The following is a 17482-nucleotide window of genomic DNA, read 5'->3' as shown; positions in this document are numbered from 1 at the left end:
CAGCGCGCGCAGCGGTTGTTTCTTCCAAAGGGGCCGTTTCGGCCCCTTTTTCATTAGGATGCCCCGATGTTCGCCGCCGCAATTTTCGACATGGACGGGCTGCTGATCGATTCGGAGCGCCCCATCATGGCTGCCTGGATCGAGGCCGCCCGCACGCTCGACATCGAGCTTTCGCACAGCCAGTACCTGCAGGTGGTGGGGCTTGCCATGACCGAGTCGCAGCACATCCTGGCGTCGCTGCTGGGCGGGCCGGACGCCTACGACCACGCCGCGGCCCATGTGCGCCAGCGCCTGCAGCTTGAGCGCTCCGACGGCACGCCGTTGTTTCCCGTCAAGCCCGGCGCGGCCGAGTTCCTGGCTGCGCTGCGTGAGCGCGGCACGCGCTGCGCCGTGGCTTCGTCGTCGACCAGCGGGCAGATCCAGGCCTGCCTCGGCAGCCTGGGCCTGCTGCACCATTTCTCGGCCTTCGCGGGCGGCGACGAGGTGGCGCGCGCCAAGCCCGATCCGGCGCTCTACCTGCTGGCAGCCGAGCGGCTGGGCGTGGATCCGGCGGAGTGCATCGCCTTCGAGGACAGCGAGAACGGCGCCAAGGCGGCGCTGGCGGCGGGGCTGCGGGTCGTGGTGGTGCCCGACCTCAAGCATCCGCCCGAGGCCATCACCGGCCGGGCGTTCCATGTGCTCAAGTCGCTGCACGACGCGGTGCCGCACCTGCCGCGCTGGTTTCCGTCGCCGGCCGGGACGCAGGGAAAGCAACCCGCATGATCAAGATCGGCACGCTCTGCCATGTGGTCGACAGCTGCCTGGCGTCGCCCTTCACCGAGCGTGCGGTGGGCCGGATCGTGGAAGTGGTCTCGCCGCCCTACGAAGCGCCGAGCGAGCGCTACCTGCCCGGCACCTACTACGACGTGCTGTTCGAGGGCTGGACCTTCTATTGCCGCAGCGACAAGCTCGTGCCGATTTCCGACCCCGACGCCGACATCGAGCGCTGGGAAGACGCCTTCCTCGACGAGCCGTCGCCGGCCGTTCAGAGCACTTCGTCGCGCAGCTGCGGGAACACCTTCGACACCTTCGCCAGCAGGTAGTCGCCGTAGCGCCCGCTGAAGGCGTGCACGTTGGCGCGGTCCCAGCGCTCGGCGCTGTCGTCGCGTGCCTCGGCGCCCGCCAGGCCCTCGATGCGCTGCACGCGCGCCTCGAAGTTCGGGTCGAAGAACAGCGGAAACGACAGCCGGTCGTGCCCCGAGGTGTTGCGCTTCACGCGGTGCGGCGTCGACTTGTAGAGCCCGCCGGTCATGCGGTCGAGCATGTCGCCGATGTTGCAGACGAACGAGCCCGCAACCGGCGGCGCGTCGATCCAGCCGCCGGGCGTATGCACCGCGAGGCCGCCGATGTGGTCCTGGTGCAGGATCGTGAGCAGCCCGTAGTCGGTGTGCTCGCCCACGCCCCATTGCACGTCCAGGCCTTCGGGCACTGGCTGCGACGGATAGTTGAACAGGCGGAACAGGATCAGCGGATCGCCCGTGTAGCGCTCGGCGAAGTAGCCGGCCGGCAGGCCCAGGCTCAGCGCGATGCCTTCCATCAGCCGGTGGCCGAGTTGCGTGACGGCCGCCATGTAGTCGAGGATGGTTTCGCGAAAACCCGGCACGTCGGGGAACAGGTTGGGCCCGTGCACCGGCGTCTTCGCCAGCACCAGCGGGTGCGTGGCGGGCAGCTCGGTGCCCAGGTAGAGGCCTTCCTTCCAGTCGGGCCGGCCGGAGGTCAGCTCGCCCCCCAGCGGAAAGTAGCCGCGCCATGCGCGACCGCCCAGGGCCATGCGCCACTTCATCTTGGTTTCCTCGGGCAGGTCGAAGAAGCGGTGGCTCAGGTCTTCGAGCCGCCGCACCAGCGCGGGGTCGACGCCGTGGCCGGTCACGTAGAAGAAGCCGTGCGCGCGGCAGGCGGCGCCGATCTGCGAGGCGACGGCCTCGCGCCCGACGGAGCCGGCAACGAGCGCCGAAACGTCGATGAGGGGGAGTGATGCGTCGGTCATGCGTCTCTCGAGAAAGGGGATCGGATGTCGGACAGGAACTGCTGCGCGCGCGGATGCTGCGGGCGGTTGAAGAAGTCGTCGGGCGTGGCGCGTTCCAGCACCTTGCCTTCGTCCATGAACAGCACGCGATCGGCCACCTCGCGCGCGAAGCCCATCTCGTGCGTCACGCAGACCATCGTCATGCCGTCGCGCGTGAGGTCGCGCATCACCAGCAGCACCTCGCCGACCATCTCGGGGTCGAGCGCGCTGGTGGGCTCATCGAACAGCATCAGCGGCGGCTGCATGGCCAGCGCGCGCGCAATGGCCACGCGCTGCTGCTGGCCGCCGGAAAGCTCGCTCGGCCATGCGTCGGCCTTGTTCGACAGGCCCACGCGGTGCAGCAGCGCCATCGCGCGCTCGTCGGCTTCCTTGCGCGTGAGGCCGCGCAGCTGCATGGGCGCCATCGTGCAGTTCTGCAGCACCGTGAGATGCGGGAACAGGTTGAACTGCTGAAAGACGAAGCCGATGCGCGAGCGGAAGGCGTTCACGTCCAGGCCCGGCGCATGGATGTCCTGCCCGTCGACCACGATGCGGCCCGACTGGATCGGCTCCAGCCGGTTGAAGGTGCGTATCAGCGTCGACTTGCCCGAGCCCGACGGCCCGCACACCACGACGACTTCGCCCTTGCGGATGGTCTCGGTCACGTCGACCAGCGCGTGGTAGCTGCCGTACCACTTGTTGACTTTTTCGAGTTCGATCATGCGGACACCTTGGCGGTGGCTGTGGAGATGCCGCGGCGCGCGAGCCGGCGTTCGAGCCAGTAGGCGAAGCGCGACAGGCCGAAGCAGAGAATGAAATACGTCCCGCCCAATATCAGGTAGATCTGCGCGGGCTTGGTGAACACCTGCGTGTTGATCTGCGTCGCGATGAACGACACCTCGGCCAGCCCGATGATGTAGCCCAGCGAGGTCTCCTTGATGGTCGAGACGAACTGGTTCACCAGCGAAGGCAGCATGCTGCGCAGCGCCTGCGGCAGCACCACCAGCCGCATCGCGCGGCCGTAGCCCAGGCCGAGCGCGCGGGCGGTTTCCATCTGCCCGCGCGGCAGGCCCTGGATGCCGGCGCGCACGATCTCGGCGAGATAGGCGGCATCGAACACCACCAGCGCGATCAGCATGGTGGTGAACTGGTCGGTCTTCACGCCGGTGACGCTGGGCAGGAAGAAGTAGGCCCAGAAGATCACCATCAGGAGCGGCAGCCCGCGCACCACGAACACGAAGCCCGTGACCGGCCAGCGCAGCCAGCGCCACGGGCTCACGCGCGCCAGGCCCAGCACGATGCCCAGCGGCAGCGCGAGCACCAGCCCGCAGGAGGCCAGCAGCAGCGTGAGCACCAGCCCGCCGAGCGGGCCGTTCGGGTACTGCCCGATGAGGAAGTAGACCCAGTAGTCGTTGATGATCTGAAGCATCAGCGCTCAGCTCCCGCTTCACATGGCTCGCGATGCACGGAACCGGCATGGCCGAGGCCGAAAACACCGCGGAACCGGCTTTGCCGGGCCGCCGGTGTTGCCCCCGGCGAGGGGGGAGGAGAAGCGACACGAAGTGCGCGCAGCCTGGGGGAGTGCTTCATATCGTCCGCACCGGGTAGCGGTGGTGGTACCAAGTTGCCAGCCCGGTGATGGCCAGCGACACGGTGAGGTACGCCGCGCTCGCGAACGCGAAGGACTCGAAGCTGCGGAAGGTCGCGCTCTCGACCTGCCCGGCCTGGTACATCAGCTCGGCCACGCCGATCACGGTGGCGATGGAAGTGTTCTTCCAAAGGCTCAGCGTCTGCGAGATGAGCGGCGGAACAGTCACGCGCAGCGCCTGCGGCAGCACCACGCGGCGCATGGTGGCCAGGTAGCTGAAGCCCATCGCGCGCCCGGCTTCGAACTGCACCAACGGAATCGCGCGGATGCCGCTGCGGATGTCCTCGGCCATGAAGGCCGCCGTGTACAGGGCCAGCGCGATCACCGCGCTGAAGGCCTCGATGTGCCCCGCATAGAGCCATTGCTTGATGCCCTCGGGCAGCAGCTCGGGCGCGCCGAAGTACCAGAACAGCATGTGCGCGAGCAGCGGGATGTTGCGGATCGACTCCACGTACGCAAAGCCGAGCCAGCGCAGCGGCGCGAAGGGCGACAGCCGCAGCAGCGCCACCACCAGCGCGATGGGCAGGGCCAGCACCAGCGCGGCCGCGAGCAGCTGCAGCGACAGCAGCAGGCCCGCGACCAGCATGTCGTGGTACTTGCCGGTGAGCAGCAAGGAATAGTCGAACAGGGGCATGAGGGGCGACAGTATCACCGTCGCGAGGGGGCGGGGGCCACGCGCCCCCATCCCGGCCTTCCTCCGGCGGGGGAAGGAGAAAGACAGGCTCAGTCGATCTTGTCGCTGTCGAGCTTGAAGTCGCGCGTCTGGAAGCCCGACGCTGTGTTCGGGCCATACCACTTGATGAAGATCTTCTCGGCCTCGCCGGACTTCTCGAGCTCGCGCAGCGTGTCGTCCACCACCGCCTTCAGGCCGGCCTCGCCCTTCTTGATGCCGATGGCCAGTGCCTCGGTGCTCAGGTTCTGCTTGAGCACCACGTACTGCGCCTTCTGCGGGCCCAGCTTGGCGTAGCTGCGCAGCAGCGCGGCTTCGTCGTCCACATAGCCCACGCCCTTGCCCTGCTGCAGCGCCTGGAAGGCCTGCTGGCTGGTGTCGAAGGTGACCACCTCGACATTGGGCACGGCCTTGCGGATGTTCGGCTCCTGCGTGCCGCCGCGGATGGTCAGCACCTTCTTGCCGGCGAGCTGCGGCACGTCGGTGATGCCGCTGTCCTTCTTCACGATGGCCTTCTGGCCGGTGACGAAGGTGGTGAGCGAGAAGTCGATCTGCGCCTCGCGCTCCTTGTTGTGCGTGAGGCCTGCGGCCACCAGGTCGACGTGCCCCTGCTGCAGTTCCGGAATGCGCGCGGCCACCGCGATCTGCTTGAGCACCGGCTTCACGCCGATCTTCTTTGCGATGGCGTTCACCAGGTCGACCTCGTAGCCGACGATCTGGCGCGTCTTCGGATCGATGAAGGTCGCGGGCTCGTCGGTGCCGAGCACGCCGACGACCAGTTCGCCTTTCTTCTTGATGTCGGCCAACTGGTCGGCGTGTGCGACGGTGCCGAGCAGCAGGGCGGAGGCGGCAACTGCCGCGGCAATCAGGTTCAAGCGCATGTTCTTCTCCTTCAGGGAAAGCAGGGCGAGACCATATCAATAAAACCTCGGATCATTAAATGGTCAATTCATATATCGACATGTGCGCGGGGCTATGTGTGGCACGCCGGCCTGTGCATGCCTGTGGGGCTGCTGAAGGTGCGGCTTTCGCGCTGGGTTAAATTCACGTCGCCGACCGGCCGGTTGCGAACGAAAGCGTGCTCTCCCCCAGGCATGCCCCGGCCGCTCTTTCCAGATATCCCATCCAGCGAGTTCTCCATGATCATCAAACCGCGTGTGCGCGGCTTCATCTGCGTGACGACCCATCCGACGGGTTGCGAAGCCAACGTCCGGCAACAGATCGACTACGTCAAGGCCCGGCCTCCCATCGCGGGCGGCCCGAAGAAGGTGCTGGTCATCGGCGCGTCCACCGGCTATGGCCTGGCCGCGCGCATCACCGCCGCCTTCGGCTGCGGCGCCGACACGCTCGGCGTGTTCTTCGAGCGCGCGGGCAGCGAGAACCGCCCAGGCTCGCCCGGCTGGTACAACACCGCCGCCTTCCATCGCGCCGCCGAGGCCGAGGGCCGCTATGCGAAGAGCATCAACGGCGACGGCTTCTCCGACGAGGTGAAGCAGCTGACCATCGACGCCATCCGTGCCGATCTGGGGCAGGTCGACCTCGTGGTCTACAGCCTGGCCGCGCCGCGCCGCACGCATCCGAAGACCGGCCAGGTCTTCAACTCGGTGCTCAAGCCCATCGGCAAGCCGGTGACCCTGCGCGGGCTCGACACCGACAGCGGCACCGTGAAGGAATCGGTGCTCGAGCCCGCGACACAGGAAGAGATCGACAACACCGTGGCCGTGATGGGCGGTGAAGACTGGCAGATGTGGATCGACGCCCTGCAGCAGGCCGGCGTGCTGGCCGACGGCGCCAGGACCACTGCCTTCACCTACCTGGGCGAGCAGATCACGCACGACATCTACTGGAACGGCTCCATCGGCGCGGCCAAGAAAGACCTCGACCAGAAGGTGCTGGGCATTCGCGAGACGCTGGCCTCGAAGGGCGGCGACGCGCGCGTGTCGGTGCTGAAGGCGGTCGTCACCCAGGCCAGCTCGGCGATTCCGATGATGCCGCTGTACCTGTCGCTGCTGTTCAAGGTGATGAAGGCGCAGGGCACGCACGAGGGCTGTATCGAGCAGGTGCACGGCCTCTACGCCGACAGCCTCTACGGCAGCGCACCGCACATCGACGACGAAGGCCGCCTGCGCGCCGACTACAAGGAACTGGCGCCGCAGGTGCAGGCCCGCGTGCTCGAACTCTGGCCGCAGGTTACCGACGAGAACCTGAACACCATCAGCGATTTCGCGGGCTACAAGGCCGAGTTCCTGCGGCTTTTCGGCTTCGGGGTGGAAGGCGTCGACTACGAGGCCGACGTGAACCCCGACGTGGGCATTCCGAACCTCGTGCAGGCCTGAGCACCTGCGGCACGGATACTTGCGCCCATGCAGATTCAAGAAAAGCCGCCCGCCGGCACGCCGTTCGACTGGATCGGCGGCGAGCCGAAGGTGGAGGCGCTGGTCGAGCGCTTCTACGACCTGATGGACCTCGAGCCCGCCTACGCGCAGCTGCGCGCGGTGCACGGCACCAGCCTCGACAACGCACGCCAGCGCCTGTTCTGGTTCCTGTGCGGATGGCTCGGCGGCCCGCAGCACTACACCGACCGCTTCGGCCACCCGATGCTGCGCGCGCGCCACCTGCCGCAGAGCATCGGCGGCCACACCATCGGCATCAAGGAACGCGACCAGTGGCTGGCCTGCATGGACCAGGCCATGGGCGAGACGGGCGTGCCGGAAGACCTGCGCGCCCGCCTTCGCGATTCCTTCTTCAAGACCGCCGACTGGATGCGCAACCGTGGGGAATAGGGCTCGCCCCCAGGCTTCGCGCACTTCGTGTCGCTTCGCCAACCCCCTGCCGGGGGCAACACCGGAGGCCCGGCAAAGCCGGTTCCTCGGTGTTCCTTGAAGAGACAGCAACGGCCGTACGACATAACACCGAATCGAAAGAAATCACTTCATGAACTCCATCGTCATCATCGGCGGCGGCCACGCCGCGGCCCAGCTCTGTGCCGGCCTGGCTGAAGCGGGGCAGGGCGCGCGCGTGCACCTGGTCTGCGAAGAGGCCTGCGAGCCCTATCACCGTCCGCCGCTGTCCAAGGCCTTCCTCAAGAGCGCCGAGGAAACCACGCAGCCGCACAAGGCTGCCGACTGGTACCGCGAAGCGGGCATCACGCTGCACCTGGGCGACGCGGCCGTGGCCATCGACCGCGAGGCGCACACCGTCACGCTGCGTTCGGGCGCCGTGCTGCCTTGGGAGCGGCTGGTGCTGGCCACCGGCACGCGCGCGCGCCAGATGCCCGACCTGAAGCCGGGCCTGGAGAACGTCGCCAGCCTGCGCGCCGCGGACGAGGCGCATCGCCTGCGCACCCGGCTCGCATCGGCCGACACGGTCACGGTGCTGGGCGGCGGTTTCATCGGGCTCGAAGTGGCGGCAACGGCCAAGGCGCTGGGCAAGTCGGTGCAGGTGATCGAGAGCGCGCCGCGCCTGCTGGGCCGCGCGGTGTCGCCCGAGCTGTCGGCACACGTGCTGGCCACGCATCGTGCGGCAGGCATCGACATCGTGCTCGGTGCGCAGACGGGCGCGTTCGAGGTCGAAGGCGACCGGCTGGTGTCGGTGCAGGTCAACGGCGTGAAGCAGCCGGTCGACCTGCTGCTGCTGGGCATCGGCGCCGTGCCCGAGACCGCGCTCGCGCAGGCGGCCGGCATCGAGTGCGCCGACGGCATCGTGGTCGACGCACAGATGCAGACCAGCGCCGCCGGCGTGCTGGCCGTGGGTGACTGCACGCGCTTCCCCGATCGCCGCGCGGGCCGCGCATTGCGGCTCGAGTCGGTGCAGAACGCGAACGACCAGGCGCGCACGGCAGTCGCCACGCTGACCGGCGCGGCACGCGACCACGACGCGGTGGCGTGGTTCTGGTCCGACCAGGGCAGCATGCGGCTGCAGATGGTGGGCCTGATGCCGGCAGAGGGCACGGCGGGCCTGACCAGCGTGCGCCGTCCCGGCCCGGGAGCGAACCCCAATGCGTTCTCGCTCTTCCACTATGTCGATGGGCATCTGGTGTGCGTCGAATCGGTGAACGCACCGGTCGACCACATGATGAGCCGCAAGCTGCTCGAAGCGGGCCGCAGCCCCGATCCGGCTGTCATTGCCGATGCTTCGATTCCCCTGAAAAACCACCTGTCGTAATTGCGCCGCAAGTCAGGCCGGGTTCACCAGCCTGTCATTGCGCTTTCAGAGACTGCTTCCTTCTCCAATACTGCAGAGGGAGTTCTCGATGAAAAACGCAGCGGCCGCGTCGCTATTGCGCCTTGCCCCCATGTCCACCTGTGCCGCCGTGATCGCCGCCGTGCTGACCGCCTGTGGCGGCGGCAGCGGTGGTGGCGGCACCGTGTTTCCCCCGGTCGCGTCCACACCCGCGACCGACACCACGCCGGCACCCGTTGCCAAGGGCACGCGCGCCACGGTCGCCTTGCTGGAGACCACCGACCTGCACGCCAACGTGCGCAGCTACGACTACTTCAAGCTCGCCGAAGACAAGTCGTACGGCTACGAGCGCACCGCCACGCTGATCAACGCGGCGCGCAAGGAATTCCCGAACACGATGCTGTTCGACAACGGCGACACCATCCAGGGCACGGCGCTGGCCGACTACGAAGCCCTGGTGAGCCGCGTTCCGTGCACGCAGCCGCTGTCGATCTACAAGGCCATGAACGCCACCGGCTACGACGCCGGCACGCTGGGCAACCACGAGTTCAACTACGGCCTCGATTTCCTCAACCAGGTGATCGGCGGCGGCCTCGACGTCGACGGCGTGGACGGCAGCAAGAAGTGCGCAGGCCCGACCTTCCCCATGGTGCTGGCCAATGTGCAGAGCGTGAAGAGCGGCAAGCCGCTGCTCGCGCCGTACACCATCGTGACCAGGCAGTTCACCGCCACGGCGCCCGACGGCAAGACCGTGACGGTGCCGGTGAAGGTCGGCGTGATCGGCTTCACCACGCCCGGCATCCTGAACTGGGACAAGCGCTTCCTCGAAGGCAAGGTGCGCACCGAAGGCGCCGTCGAAGCCGCCACCAAATACGTCCCCGAACTGCGCGCCAAGGGCGCCGACATCGTGGTCGCGCTGCAGCACGGCGGCCTCGATGCATCGCCATACTCGCCGACGATGGAAAGCCCCGGCCTCTACCTGTCGAAGGTGGCGGGCATCGACGCGCTGATGATGGGCCACCAGCACGGCACGTTCCCCGATCGCGGCACGAAGCCGGGCTACACGCAGGCCGGCGTGGACAACGCAGCCGGCACCGTCAACGGCGTGCCGGCCGTGATGGCCAGCTCGTGGGGCAAGGCGCTGGGCCTGATCAGGCTCGACCTGGTGTACGACGGCAAGGCATGGGGCGTGGACAAGACCAGGACCTTCGTCGAGGCGCGTTCCACGCAGACCGGCAAGGACGGCGCGGGCAAGGCGATCTACGCCGATGCCGACCCGAGCGTCGCGCCGCTGGTCGAAACGCAGCACCAGGCCACCATCGCCTATGTGAAGACGCCCATCGGCACCACCGACTTCCAGATGAGCACCTACTTCGCGGACGTGGGCGACCCCGGCGCGATCCAGATCGTGAACCAGGCGCAGGCCGACTACGTGAAGAACTACATCGCGGCCAACCTGCCGCAGTACGCGAGCCTGCCGGTGCTGTCGGTGAGCGCGCCCTTCAAGTCTGGCTATGAAGGCGCCCGCGACTACACGGACGTGGCCGCCGGCAACGTGGCGATCAACAACGCGGCCGACCTGTACCTCTACCCCAACACGGTGTACGCGGTGAAGGTGACGGGCGCCGAGATCAAGGGCTGGCTCGAAGCCGCCGCCAAGCGCTTCAACAGGATCGATCCGGCAGTGGCGACGGACCAGCAGCTGATCAGCACCTTCCCGGGCTACAACTTCGACATGTTCACCACGCCGGATGTGCAGTACGAGATCGACGTGACCCAGGCGGTGGGCAGCCGCATCAAGAACCTGATGTACATGGGCGCGCCGATGGACCCGGCGAAGGACTTCGTCATCGCCACGAACAACTACCGTGCGACCAGCGGCGCGAGCTTCATTCCCGCGCTGGACGGCCGCGCGACGATCTACCCGTCGCCCGACGCGAACCGCGACGTGCTGATCGCCTACATCAAGGCCAAGAAGACGATCACGCGCGCAGCCAACGGTTCAGCGCGCAGCTGGACCTTCACCAAGGTCGCGACGGCGGGCAACGTGGTGTTCTCTTCGGCGCCGAATCAGCTGGGCGCGGCCACGGCCGCGGGACTGGCCAACATCTCGCTGCTGGCCGCGGACGACGGCGGCGGCAAGGGTCAATCGCGCTACAAGCTCGACCTGAACAACTGACCGAAACCGGGCCGGTGCCCGCGTGGCTCAGCGCCGCGCGGGCGCCAGCAGCACCACCAGCGCCCCGGCGCCGCCCTCCGCGGGCTTCGCCTGCACGAAGGCGATCACTTCGTTCTTCTGGATCAGCCAGCGCTGCGTCTTGGTCTTGAGCACGGGCTGCCTGCCCGGCGAGCCCAGGCCCTTGCCGTGCACCACGCGCACGCAGCGCAGACCCTGCTTGTGGGCATTGCGGATGAAGCCGCCGAGCGCTTCGCGCGCCTCGTCGCTGCGCAGGCCGTGCAGATCGACCTGGGCCTGGATGGACCAGTCGCCCTTGCGCAGCCGCGCCGTCACGTCGGTGCCGATGCCGGGACGGCGAAAGCTCATGGCGTCGTCCACGTCGAGCAGCGTGGTCACGTCGAACTCGTCGGACAGCGATTCGCGCAGCACGCGCTGCTCGTCGAGCTGGTGCTGCACCGGGATGGGGGCCGGCGGTTCCGGCGCGAGCGGCACTGCCGCCTTGCGGCGCAGTGGTTCGGTGGCACCGATGGCGCGGGCGAACAGGTCTTTCTCGGCGGCGCGCTTGCGTTCGGCGGCGGCCTTCGCGGCCGCCTCGGCTGCTTCGCGCTCGCGGGTTTCGGCGAGCACGCGCTGCACCTGCTTGAGGTCGGCGAGGTTCTTGAGCGCGGTTGAACGCTGGGGCATCAGAGCAGTCCTTTCTCGGCCATCGAGAAGCTCTGGCCGGGGCTCACGATGACGTGGTCGAGCACGCGCACGTCGACCAGCGCGAGCGCGGCGCGCAGCGTCTGCGTGAGCGATTCGTCGGCGCGCGACGGCTCGATGGCGCCGCTGGGATGGTTGTGGGCCAGCACCACGGCCGCGGCCTGGTGGTGGATGGCGCGCGTGACCACTTCGCGCGGGTAGACGCTGGTCTGCGTGAGCGTGCCGCGGAACATTTCTTCCAGCATGATGAGGCGGTGCTGCACGTCGAGGAAGACGACCACGAACACTTCGTGCGGGCGCGAGCCGATGTGCAGCTGCAGGTATTGCTTGACCGCCTCGGGCGAGTCGAACACCGTGCGCTCCTTGAGCTTCTCGCCCATGGCGCGCCGCGCCAGCTCGAGCACCGCGATCAGCTCGGAGCGCTTGGCGGTGCCGCCCATGCCCTTGACGGCCTTGAGGTCGTCGGGGCCGGTGTGCAGCAGGCCCGACAGGCCGCCGAAGCGCTCGAGCAGTTGCTGGGCCAGTTGCAGCACGTTCTTGCCCGCCACGCCGGTGCGCAGCAGCAGGGCCAGCAACTCGGCATCCGCCAGCGCGGCGGCGCCTCGCGAGATGAGCTTTTCGCGTGGACGGGCGTCGAGAGGGAGATCCTTGAATGCCATGAAACCCTGGGTGAAACCTTGGCGGAGCCGGGTGGAAGCCCCGGTCCTTAAAATGAGGTCCAGTTTATCGGGACACCCACCTTGTCTTTGCCCACCTCCGCCGCTCCCATGTCCCAAGTCGTGACTTTCGGCTCCTTCCTGACCTTGCACTACCGGCTGGCCGGTCCGGCAGGCGACATCATCAACACTTTCGCCGACAAGCCGGCGACCCTGTCGCTGGGCACCGGCGAGCTTTCGCCCGCCATGGAGCAGCGCCTGATGGGCCTGGAAGAGGGCACCCACGCCACCTTCGAGCTCCCCGCCGGCGAGGCCTTCGGCGAGCGCAATCCCGACATGCAGCAGTGGGTGGCGCGCAAGCTGCTCGCCCAGATGGGCGACCCCGACGAGCAGTACGCCGTGGGCGACGTGGTGCAGTTCCCCACGCCCGACGGCACCGGCAGCTACGCCGGCGCGGTGATCGAATCGAACGAGACCGGCGTGCGCTTCGACTTCAACCATCCGCTGGCCGGCCAGCCCGTGACCTTCGAAGTGAAGCTCATCGGCGTGCTATGAATACAGGCATCTCCGAAGTCATCCTGGCCGAGCCGCGCGGCTTCTGCGCGGGCGTGGACCGTGCCATCGAGATCGTCGAGCGCGCCATCGCCAAGTTCGGCGCGCCGATCTACGTGCGCCACGAGATCGTGCACAACACCTACGTGGTGAACGAGCTCAAGGCCAAGGGCGCGATCTTCATCGAGGAACTGTCCGACGTGCCTCCCGGCGCCACGCTGGTCTTCAGCGCGCACGGCGTGAGCAAGGCCGTGGAGCAGGAGGCGCGCGACCGCGGCTTCGAGATCTTCGACGCCACCTGCCCGCTGGTGACCAAGGTGCACGTCGAGGTGGCCAAGCTCGCGAAAGAGGGCTACGAGTTCATCATGATCGGCCACAAGGGGCACCCCGAGGTCGAGGGCACGATGGGCCAGCTGTCCAGCGGCATCCACCTGGTGGAAGACGTGGAAGACGTGGCCAGGGTCTCGCCGGGGCAGACCGACAAGCTCGCGGTCGTCACGCAGACCACGCTGAGCGTGGACGACGCCGCCGAGATCGCGGCCGCGGTGCGCGCGCGCTTTCCGGCCGTGCGCGAGCCCAAGCAGCAGGACATCTGCTACGCCACGCAGAACCGCCAGGACGCGGTCAAGATCATGAGCCCGCAGGTCGACCTGGTGATCGTGGTCGGCAGCCCCACCAGCTCCAACAGCAACCGGCTGCGCGAACTGGCGCAGCGCCTGGGCACCGAGAGCTACATGGTCGACTCCGCCGAAGAGCTCAAGCCCGAGTGGTTCGAGGGCAAGACGCGCATCGGCCTCACCGCCGGCGCCTCGGCCCCCGAGGTGCTGGTGCGCGAGGTGATCGACCGCGTGCGCGCTTTCGGCGCGGTGTCCGTGCGCAAGATGGACGGCATCGAGGAAACCATCAAGTTTCCGCTTCCCAAGGGCCTCAAGCTCGACGACATCCCCCCTCCCGGACACATCTCTTGAACGACAAGAACACGAACCGCTGGCGCTCCGAAATCGAGAGCGCCGCCGCCAGGCTGGACGAGCGCGCCGGTCATTTCCTGCGCCAGACGCCGCTGTGGAAGCTGCCGGCGGCCGCCTTCGGCGTCACGGCGCCGGGCGCCGAGGTCTGGCTCAAGCTGGAGCACATGCAGGTCAGCGGCAGCTTCAAGGCGCGCGGCATGATGAACCGGCTGCTGGCCAACGACATTCCCGAAAGCGGCGTGGTCGTGGCTTCGGGCGGCAATGCTGGCATCGCCACCGCCGCCGCGGCGCAGGCGCTGGGCGTGCCTTGCCAGGTTTTCCTGCCGGGTGTCTCGCCGGAAGCCAAGCGTGCGCGCCTGCGCGCGTTGGGCGCCGAAGTGGTCGTCGTCGGCCAGCTCTATCCCGATGCGCTGGCGGCCTGCCTCACGCGCCAGAAGGAGTCCGGCGCCTTGCTCACGCACGCCTACGACCAGCCCGAGGTGGTGGCCGGCGCAGGTACGCTGGGCCGTGAAATCGAAGCGCAGGGCGGCCTGCCCGACGCGGTGCTCGTGAGCGTTGGCGGGGGCGGCCTGATCGGCGGCCTCGCCGGCTGGTTCGAGAAGCGCGCCCGCGTGGTGGCGTTGGAACCCGAGAAGGCGCCGACCCTGTTGCGCGCCCGCGAAGCCGGCGAGCCGGTCGACGTCGAAGTGGGCGGCATCGCGGCCGACTCGCTCGGCGCGCGCCGCATCGGCGCCATCGCCTGGGAAATCACGCAGCAGCAGGTCGCGCAGGCGCTGCTGCTGTCCGACGAATCCATCCGCGCCGCGCAGCAGTGGCTGTGGAAGGAGCTCAAGCTCGCCGTGGAGCCGGCCGCCGCGCTGCCGCTGGCCGCGCTGCAAACGGGCGCCTATGTGCCGCGCGAAGGCGAGAAGGTGTGCCTGATCGTCTGCGGCGCCAACGTCGACCCCGCCACCGTCGCCTGACAAGCCGCCCTCTAAAATCGACCGATGCTCGACATCACCCTGCTCCGCAAAGACCTGGCCTCCGCCGTGGCCGGCCTTGAAAAACGCAAGAAAAACCAGCCTTACCTCGACGTGTCGGCGTTCACCGCGCTCGAGGCCGAGCGCAAGACGCTGCAAACCCGCACCGAGGAAATCCAGGCGCGCCGCAATTCGCTGAACAAGCAGATCGGCCCGCTCAAGGCCAAGGGCGAGTCGGTGGATGCGCTGATGGCCGAAGTCAACGCGCTCAAGGCCGAGCAGGAATCGCAGTCCAGACGCCTGGAAGAAATCCAGCCCGAGCTGCAGGCCCTGCTGCTCGCCGTGCCCAACCTGCCGCACGCCAGCGTACCGCTGGGCGAAGACGAGAGCGGCAACGTCGAAATGCGCCGCTGGGCGCCGCAGGGCGGCGCCGGCGCCAACGCCAAGCCGCTGGGCTTTGCCGCCAGGGACCATGTCGACCTGGGCGCGCCGCTGGGCCTCGATTTCGAGATGGGCGCCAAGCTCGCGGGCTCGCGCTTCACCGTGATGAAGGGCCCGATCGCCCGCCTGCACCGCGCGCTCGCGCAGTTCATGCTCGACATGCAGACCGAGAAGCACGGCTACACCGAGTGCTACGTGCCCTACATCGTCAATGCCGCCACGCTCAGCGGTACCGGCCAGTTGCCCAAGTTCGAGGGCGACCTGTTCGCCGCGAAGAAGGGCGGCCAGGACGGCGAGCCGGCGCCCGACCATTCGGCGCTGTACCTCATTCCCACCAGCGAAGTGCCGCTGACCAACTTCGTGCGCGACGAGGTGGTGGCCGAGTCGCAACTGCCGATCAAGGTCACGGCCCACACGCCGTGCTTCCGCTCCGAAGCCGGCAGCGCCGGCCGCGACACGCGCGGCATGATCCGCCAGCACCAGTTCGACAAGGTCGAGATGGTGCAGATCGTGCACCCGGAAAAGAGCTACGACGCGCTCGAAGAGATGACGGGGCACGCCGAAGCCGTGCTGCAGGCCTTGGAGCTGCCGTACCGTGTAGTGCTGTTGTGCACGGGTGACATGGGCTTCGGCTCCACCAAGACCTACGACCTGGAAGTTTGGCTGCCGGCGCAGGACACCTACCGCGAGATCAGCTCGGTCTCCAATTGCGAAGCCTTCCAGGCGCGGCGCCTGCAGGCCCGCTTCAAGAACGCGCAGGGCAAGAACGAACTCGTGCACACGCTCAACGGCTCCGGCTTGGCCGTGGGCCGCGCGCTGGTGGCCGTGCTGGAGAACCACCAGAACGAAGACGGCTCGATCAACGTGCCGGCCGCGTTGCGGCCGTACATCGGCGGCGCCGAAGTTTTGCGCGCCTGAGGCGCAGGGCTTCAAATAGCGGAAATTTCTCCGCTATAATCAGAGGCTCGACAGCACCGGAGAGGTGGCAGAGTGGTCGAATGTACCTGACTCGAAATCAGGCGTACTAGCGATAGTACCGAGGGTTCGAATCCCTCCCTCTCCTCCAAGAATGGCCCCGCAAGGGGCTATTTTTTTGCCTGTTCCATCCCGGGGAAAAGCCGCTTTCAGATTCAGGTCGGCTTAAGTCTCACCGCCGATACTGCAGAGGACGGTCTTCTGGCGTTGGTAGAGGTCGCTTCGGCACCCGCCTTCACGGCGGTTCCTCGAGGCTGGAGGTCGTCATTTCCTTTGTCTGGCCGAGGGCGCATGTCGCTCGTTCGGCCGGCTGTCGAAAAGCCCTTGCGGCACATGGCCCGGCATTGAGCGCCTGCCTTCGGAGAACTATTTCTTCGAACCGACATGACCCTGAACGCGTGCGCTCACGGGTGAAATATTTTCTCGAAGAATGCCTGAGCCGCGCTCAAGACGGCGCTCATCGGGTGTAGGAAAAGCGCCGTTTCCCGGCCCGAACGGCAAAGTTTTCCACGCTGCCCATTTCGCAGGCACCGTGTTGCAGGCCACGCCAGACAACGATTCCGCGCGCAATCCCCTTGGTTTTCCCCAAAGTTGTCCCCAGTCGTCGGGGAAAACCCAAGGACGCCTTTTCAGGCCCCGCGCTTACGCCCGCGCCCGCTCTGCTTCCTCGAGCCAGGTGGGCTCGTTGGAGGTGTCCGGAAAGCCGCTGTCGGCCATGGCCGGCAACCCTGCCGATCCCGGCACGTGCCGCAGCTCATACCCCCGTCCATAGACCGAGTGCAGGACGAACTCGCTTTCCTTGTGCAGCGACAGCTTGCGGCGGATGTTCGCCACGCAGCAGTCGAGCACGCGGCTCTTGCGTTCGATCCGCGAATCGACCCACAGCGAGGCCAGCAGCCATTCACGTTCCAGCAGCCGTCCCGCGTTGCGGAACAGCAGCAGCGCCAGTTCGAACTCGCGCGGCTTCAGCCGGATCTCGCTGCCGTGGTGCACCACCACCTTGCGGCTGCCGAGGAAGTGGTAGCTGCCGAACAGCGCGCTCACCGAGAGTGGGTGCAGCAGGGTTTCATTGCGGCGCAGCGCTTCGCGCACGCGCAGTTCCACCTCGAAATCGTCGACCGGCAGCACCGCGAAGTCGATGCCGGTGCCGGGGGAGTCGTTGCCGGTCACCGCCAGCACCTCGTTCAGCAGGTCGCGCTGCAGTGCATTGACCACCAGGAAGATGGGAATGCGCAGCGCCTTGCACATGGCGGTGAGCACCGGCCAGGCGCCTTCGTCCTTGAGCACGACCAGCAGCAGGTCGAATGGCGCGCCGTTGGTCACGGCGCTCAGGAAATCGGCGCTGGAGTCGAATGGCGCCGATGTGCAGCCGATCTGCTGCAGGCGCTGGCCCCAGGCCTTCGCCTGGGCCTTGTCGCAGCCCACCATGGCCACGTGGCGCGAGCCTTGAGCGTTGTTCATGTCCATAGTTCGATGCGGTTTGGAGGGCAGGGCGGCTCGGGGCCG

At 67.5% G+C, this 17482-nt stretch carries 18 protein-coding genes and 1 tRNA gene; 11 read left to right on the top strand and 8 right to left on the bottom strand.

The genetic code is table 11. The annotated features are described in order from the left end of the window. Nucleotides 1-66: 66 nt before the first annotated feature. Nucleotides 67-762, top strand: a complete 696-nt coding sequence (locus tag AC1RVW_RS20185) for an HAD family hydrolase (RefSeq protein WP_493202059.1) — start codon at nucleotides 67-69, stop codon at nucleotides 760-762. After that, on the top strand, nucleotides 759-1082 hold the full coding sequence (locus AC1RVW_RS20180) for a hypothetical protein (protein WP_285412792.1): 324 nt from the start codon (nucleotides 759-761) through the stop codon (nucleotides 1080-1082). The genes AC1RVW_RS20185 and AC1RVW_RS20180 overlap by 4 nt, the downstream gene beginning before the upstream one ends. On the opposite strand, the gene AC1RVW_RS20175 is transcribed toward AC1RVW_RS20180, so the two are convergent. The 5 genes from AC1RVW_RS20175 to AC1RVW_RS20155 form a co-directional block, all read right to left on the bottom strand. Next, nucleotides 1025-2026 (bottom strand): isopenicillin N synthase family dioxygenase, encoded by a 1002-nt coding sequence (locus AC1RVW_RS20175; RefSeq protein WP_493202057.1) that lies wholly within the window; start codon nucleotides 2024-2026, stop codon nucleotides 1025-1027. The genes AC1RVW_RS20180 and AC1RVW_RS20175 overlap by 58 nt on opposite strands. Further along, nucleotides 2023-2766: an amino acid ABC transporter ATP-binding protein gene (locus tag AC1RVW_RS20170; protein WP_409196105.1), complete on the bottom strand. Its 744-nt coding sequence runs from the start codon at nucleotides 2764-2766 to the stop codon at nucleotides 2023-2025. The genes AC1RVW_RS20175 and AC1RVW_RS20170 overlap by 4 nt, the downstream gene beginning before the upstream one ends. Further along, entirely contained in the window at nucleotides 2763-3473 is a 711-nt protein-coding gene (locus AC1RVW_RS20165) for an amino acid ABC transporter permease (protein ID WP_081265922.1), read from the bottom strand. Before AC1RVW_RS20165 ends, AC1RVW_RS20170 begins: the two co-directional genes overlap by 4 nt. Before the next feature lie 157 nt (nucleotides 3474-3630). Beyond that, complete coding sequence (locus AC1RVW_RS20160) at nucleotides 3631-4326, bottom strand: amino acid ABC transporter permease (protein WP_081265921.1); 696 nt, start codon at nucleotides 4324-4326, stop codon at nucleotides 3631-3633. Nucleotides 4327-4415: 89 nt separating this feature from the next. Next, nucleotides 4416-5243, bottom strand: a complete 828-nt coding sequence (locus AC1RVW_RS20155) for an ABC transporter substrate-binding protein (protein WP_106937103.1) — start codon at nucleotides 5241-5243, stop codon at nucleotides 4416-4418. A gap of 258 nt (nucleotides 5244-5501) precedes the next feature. Here AC1RVW_RS20155 and fabV point away from each other — a divergent pair, with 258 nt between their 5' ends. From fabV to AC1RVW_RS20135, 4 genes are all read left to right on the top strand, one after another. Continuing rightward, on the top strand, nucleotides 5502-6698 hold the full coding sequence (gene fabV / locus AC1RVW_RS20150) for an enoyl-ACP reductase FabV (protein ID WP_493202053.1): 1197 nt from the start codon (nucleotides 5502-5504) through the stop codon (nucleotides 6696-6698). 27 nt (nucleotides 6699-6725) lie between these two features. Continuing rightward, entirely contained in the window at nucleotides 6726-7145 is a 420-nt protein-coding gene (locus AC1RVW_RS20145; protein ID WP_007839268.1) for a group II truncated hemoglobin, read from the top strand. A gap of 151 nt (nucleotides 7146-7296) precedes the next feature. Then, on the top strand, nucleotides 7297-8526 hold the full coding sequence (locus AC1RVW_RS20140; protein ID WP_493202051.1) for an NAD(P)/FAD-dependent oxidoreductase: 1230 nt from the start codon (nucleotides 7297-7299) through the stop codon (nucleotides 8524-8526). A gap of 130 nt (nucleotides 8527-8656) precedes the next feature. Next, on the top strand, nucleotides 8657-10723 hold the full coding sequence (locus AC1RVW_RS20135; RefSeq protein ID WP_493202090.1) for a bifunctional 2',3'-cyclic-nucleotide 2'-phosphodiesterase/3'-nucleotidase: 2067 nt from the start codon (nucleotides 8657-8659) through the stop codon (nucleotides 10721-10723). Nucleotides 10724-10750: 27 nt separating this feature from the next. On the opposite strand, the gene AC1RVW_RS20130 is transcribed toward AC1RVW_RS20135, so the two are convergent. Beyond that, nucleotides 10751-11407, bottom strand: coding sequence for a Smr/MutS family protein (locus tag AC1RVW_RS20130; RefSeq protein WP_081265916.1), 657 nt, complete (start codon nucleotides 11405-11407; stop codon nucleotides 10751-10753). Beyond that, nucleotides 11407-12084, bottom strand: coding sequence for a RadC family protein (gene radC / locus AC1RVW_RS20125; protein ID WP_106937107.1), 678 nt, complete (start codon nucleotides 12082-12084; stop codon nucleotides 11407-11409). The genes AC1RVW_RS20130 and radC overlap by 1 nt, the downstream gene beginning before the upstream one ends. Before the next feature lie 108 nt (nucleotides 12085-12192). Here radC and AC1RVW_RS20120 point away from each other — a divergent pair, with 108 nt between their 5' ends. The 5 genes from AC1RVW_RS20120 to AC1RVW_RS20100 all read left to right on the top strand — a co-directional run bounded on the left by AC1RVW_RS20120 (nucleotide 12193) and on the right by AC1RVW_RS20100 (nucleotide 16067). After that, entirely contained in the window at nucleotides 12193-12636 is a 444-nt protein-coding gene (locus AC1RVW_RS20120) for an FKBP-type peptidyl-prolyl cis-trans isomerase (protein WP_081265914.1), read from the top strand. Further along, entirely contained in the window at nucleotides 12633-13601 is a 969-nt protein-coding gene (ispH, locus tag AC1RVW_RS20115) for a 4-hydroxy-3-methylbut-2-enyl diphosphate reductase (RefSeq protein ID WP_081265913.1), read from the top strand. The genes AC1RVW_RS20120 and ispH overlap by 4 nt, the downstream gene beginning before the upstream one ends. Next, complete coding sequence (locus AC1RVW_RS20110) at nucleotides 13598-14563, top strand: threonine/serine dehydratase (protein ID WP_493202047.1); 966 nt, start codon at nucleotides 13598-13600, stop codon at nucleotides 14561-14563. The genes ispH and AC1RVW_RS20110 overlap by 4 nt, the downstream gene beginning before the upstream one ends. Nucleotides 14564-14587: 24 nt before the next feature. After that, nucleotides 14588-15919 (top strand): serine--tRNA ligase, encoded by a 1332-nt coding sequence (gene serS / locus AC1RVW_RS20105; RefSeq protein WP_493202045.1) that lies wholly within the window; start codon nucleotides 14588-14590, stop codon nucleotides 15917-15919. 58 nt (nucleotides 15920-15977) lie between these two features. After that, nucleotides 15978-16067, top strand: a tRNA-Ser gene (locus AC1RVW_RS20100). Nucleotides 16068-16618: 551 nt separating this feature from the next. Here the strand turns inward: AC1RVW_RS20100 and AC1RVW_RS20095 are convergent. Then, a complete protein-coding gene (locus AC1RVW_RS20095) occupies nucleotides 16619-17437 on the bottom strand; it encodes a winged helix-turn-helix domain-containing protein (protein WP_493202043.1) in 819 nt (272 codons plus the stop codon). Between the last annotated feature and the right edge of the window lie 45 nt (nucleotides 17438-17482).

This window comes from Variovorax sp. MPBD4-3, from assembly GCF_058809745.1.
Note: the sequence above shows the minus strand (reverse complement) of the source record. Positions and strands in the feature narration are given on the sequence as shown.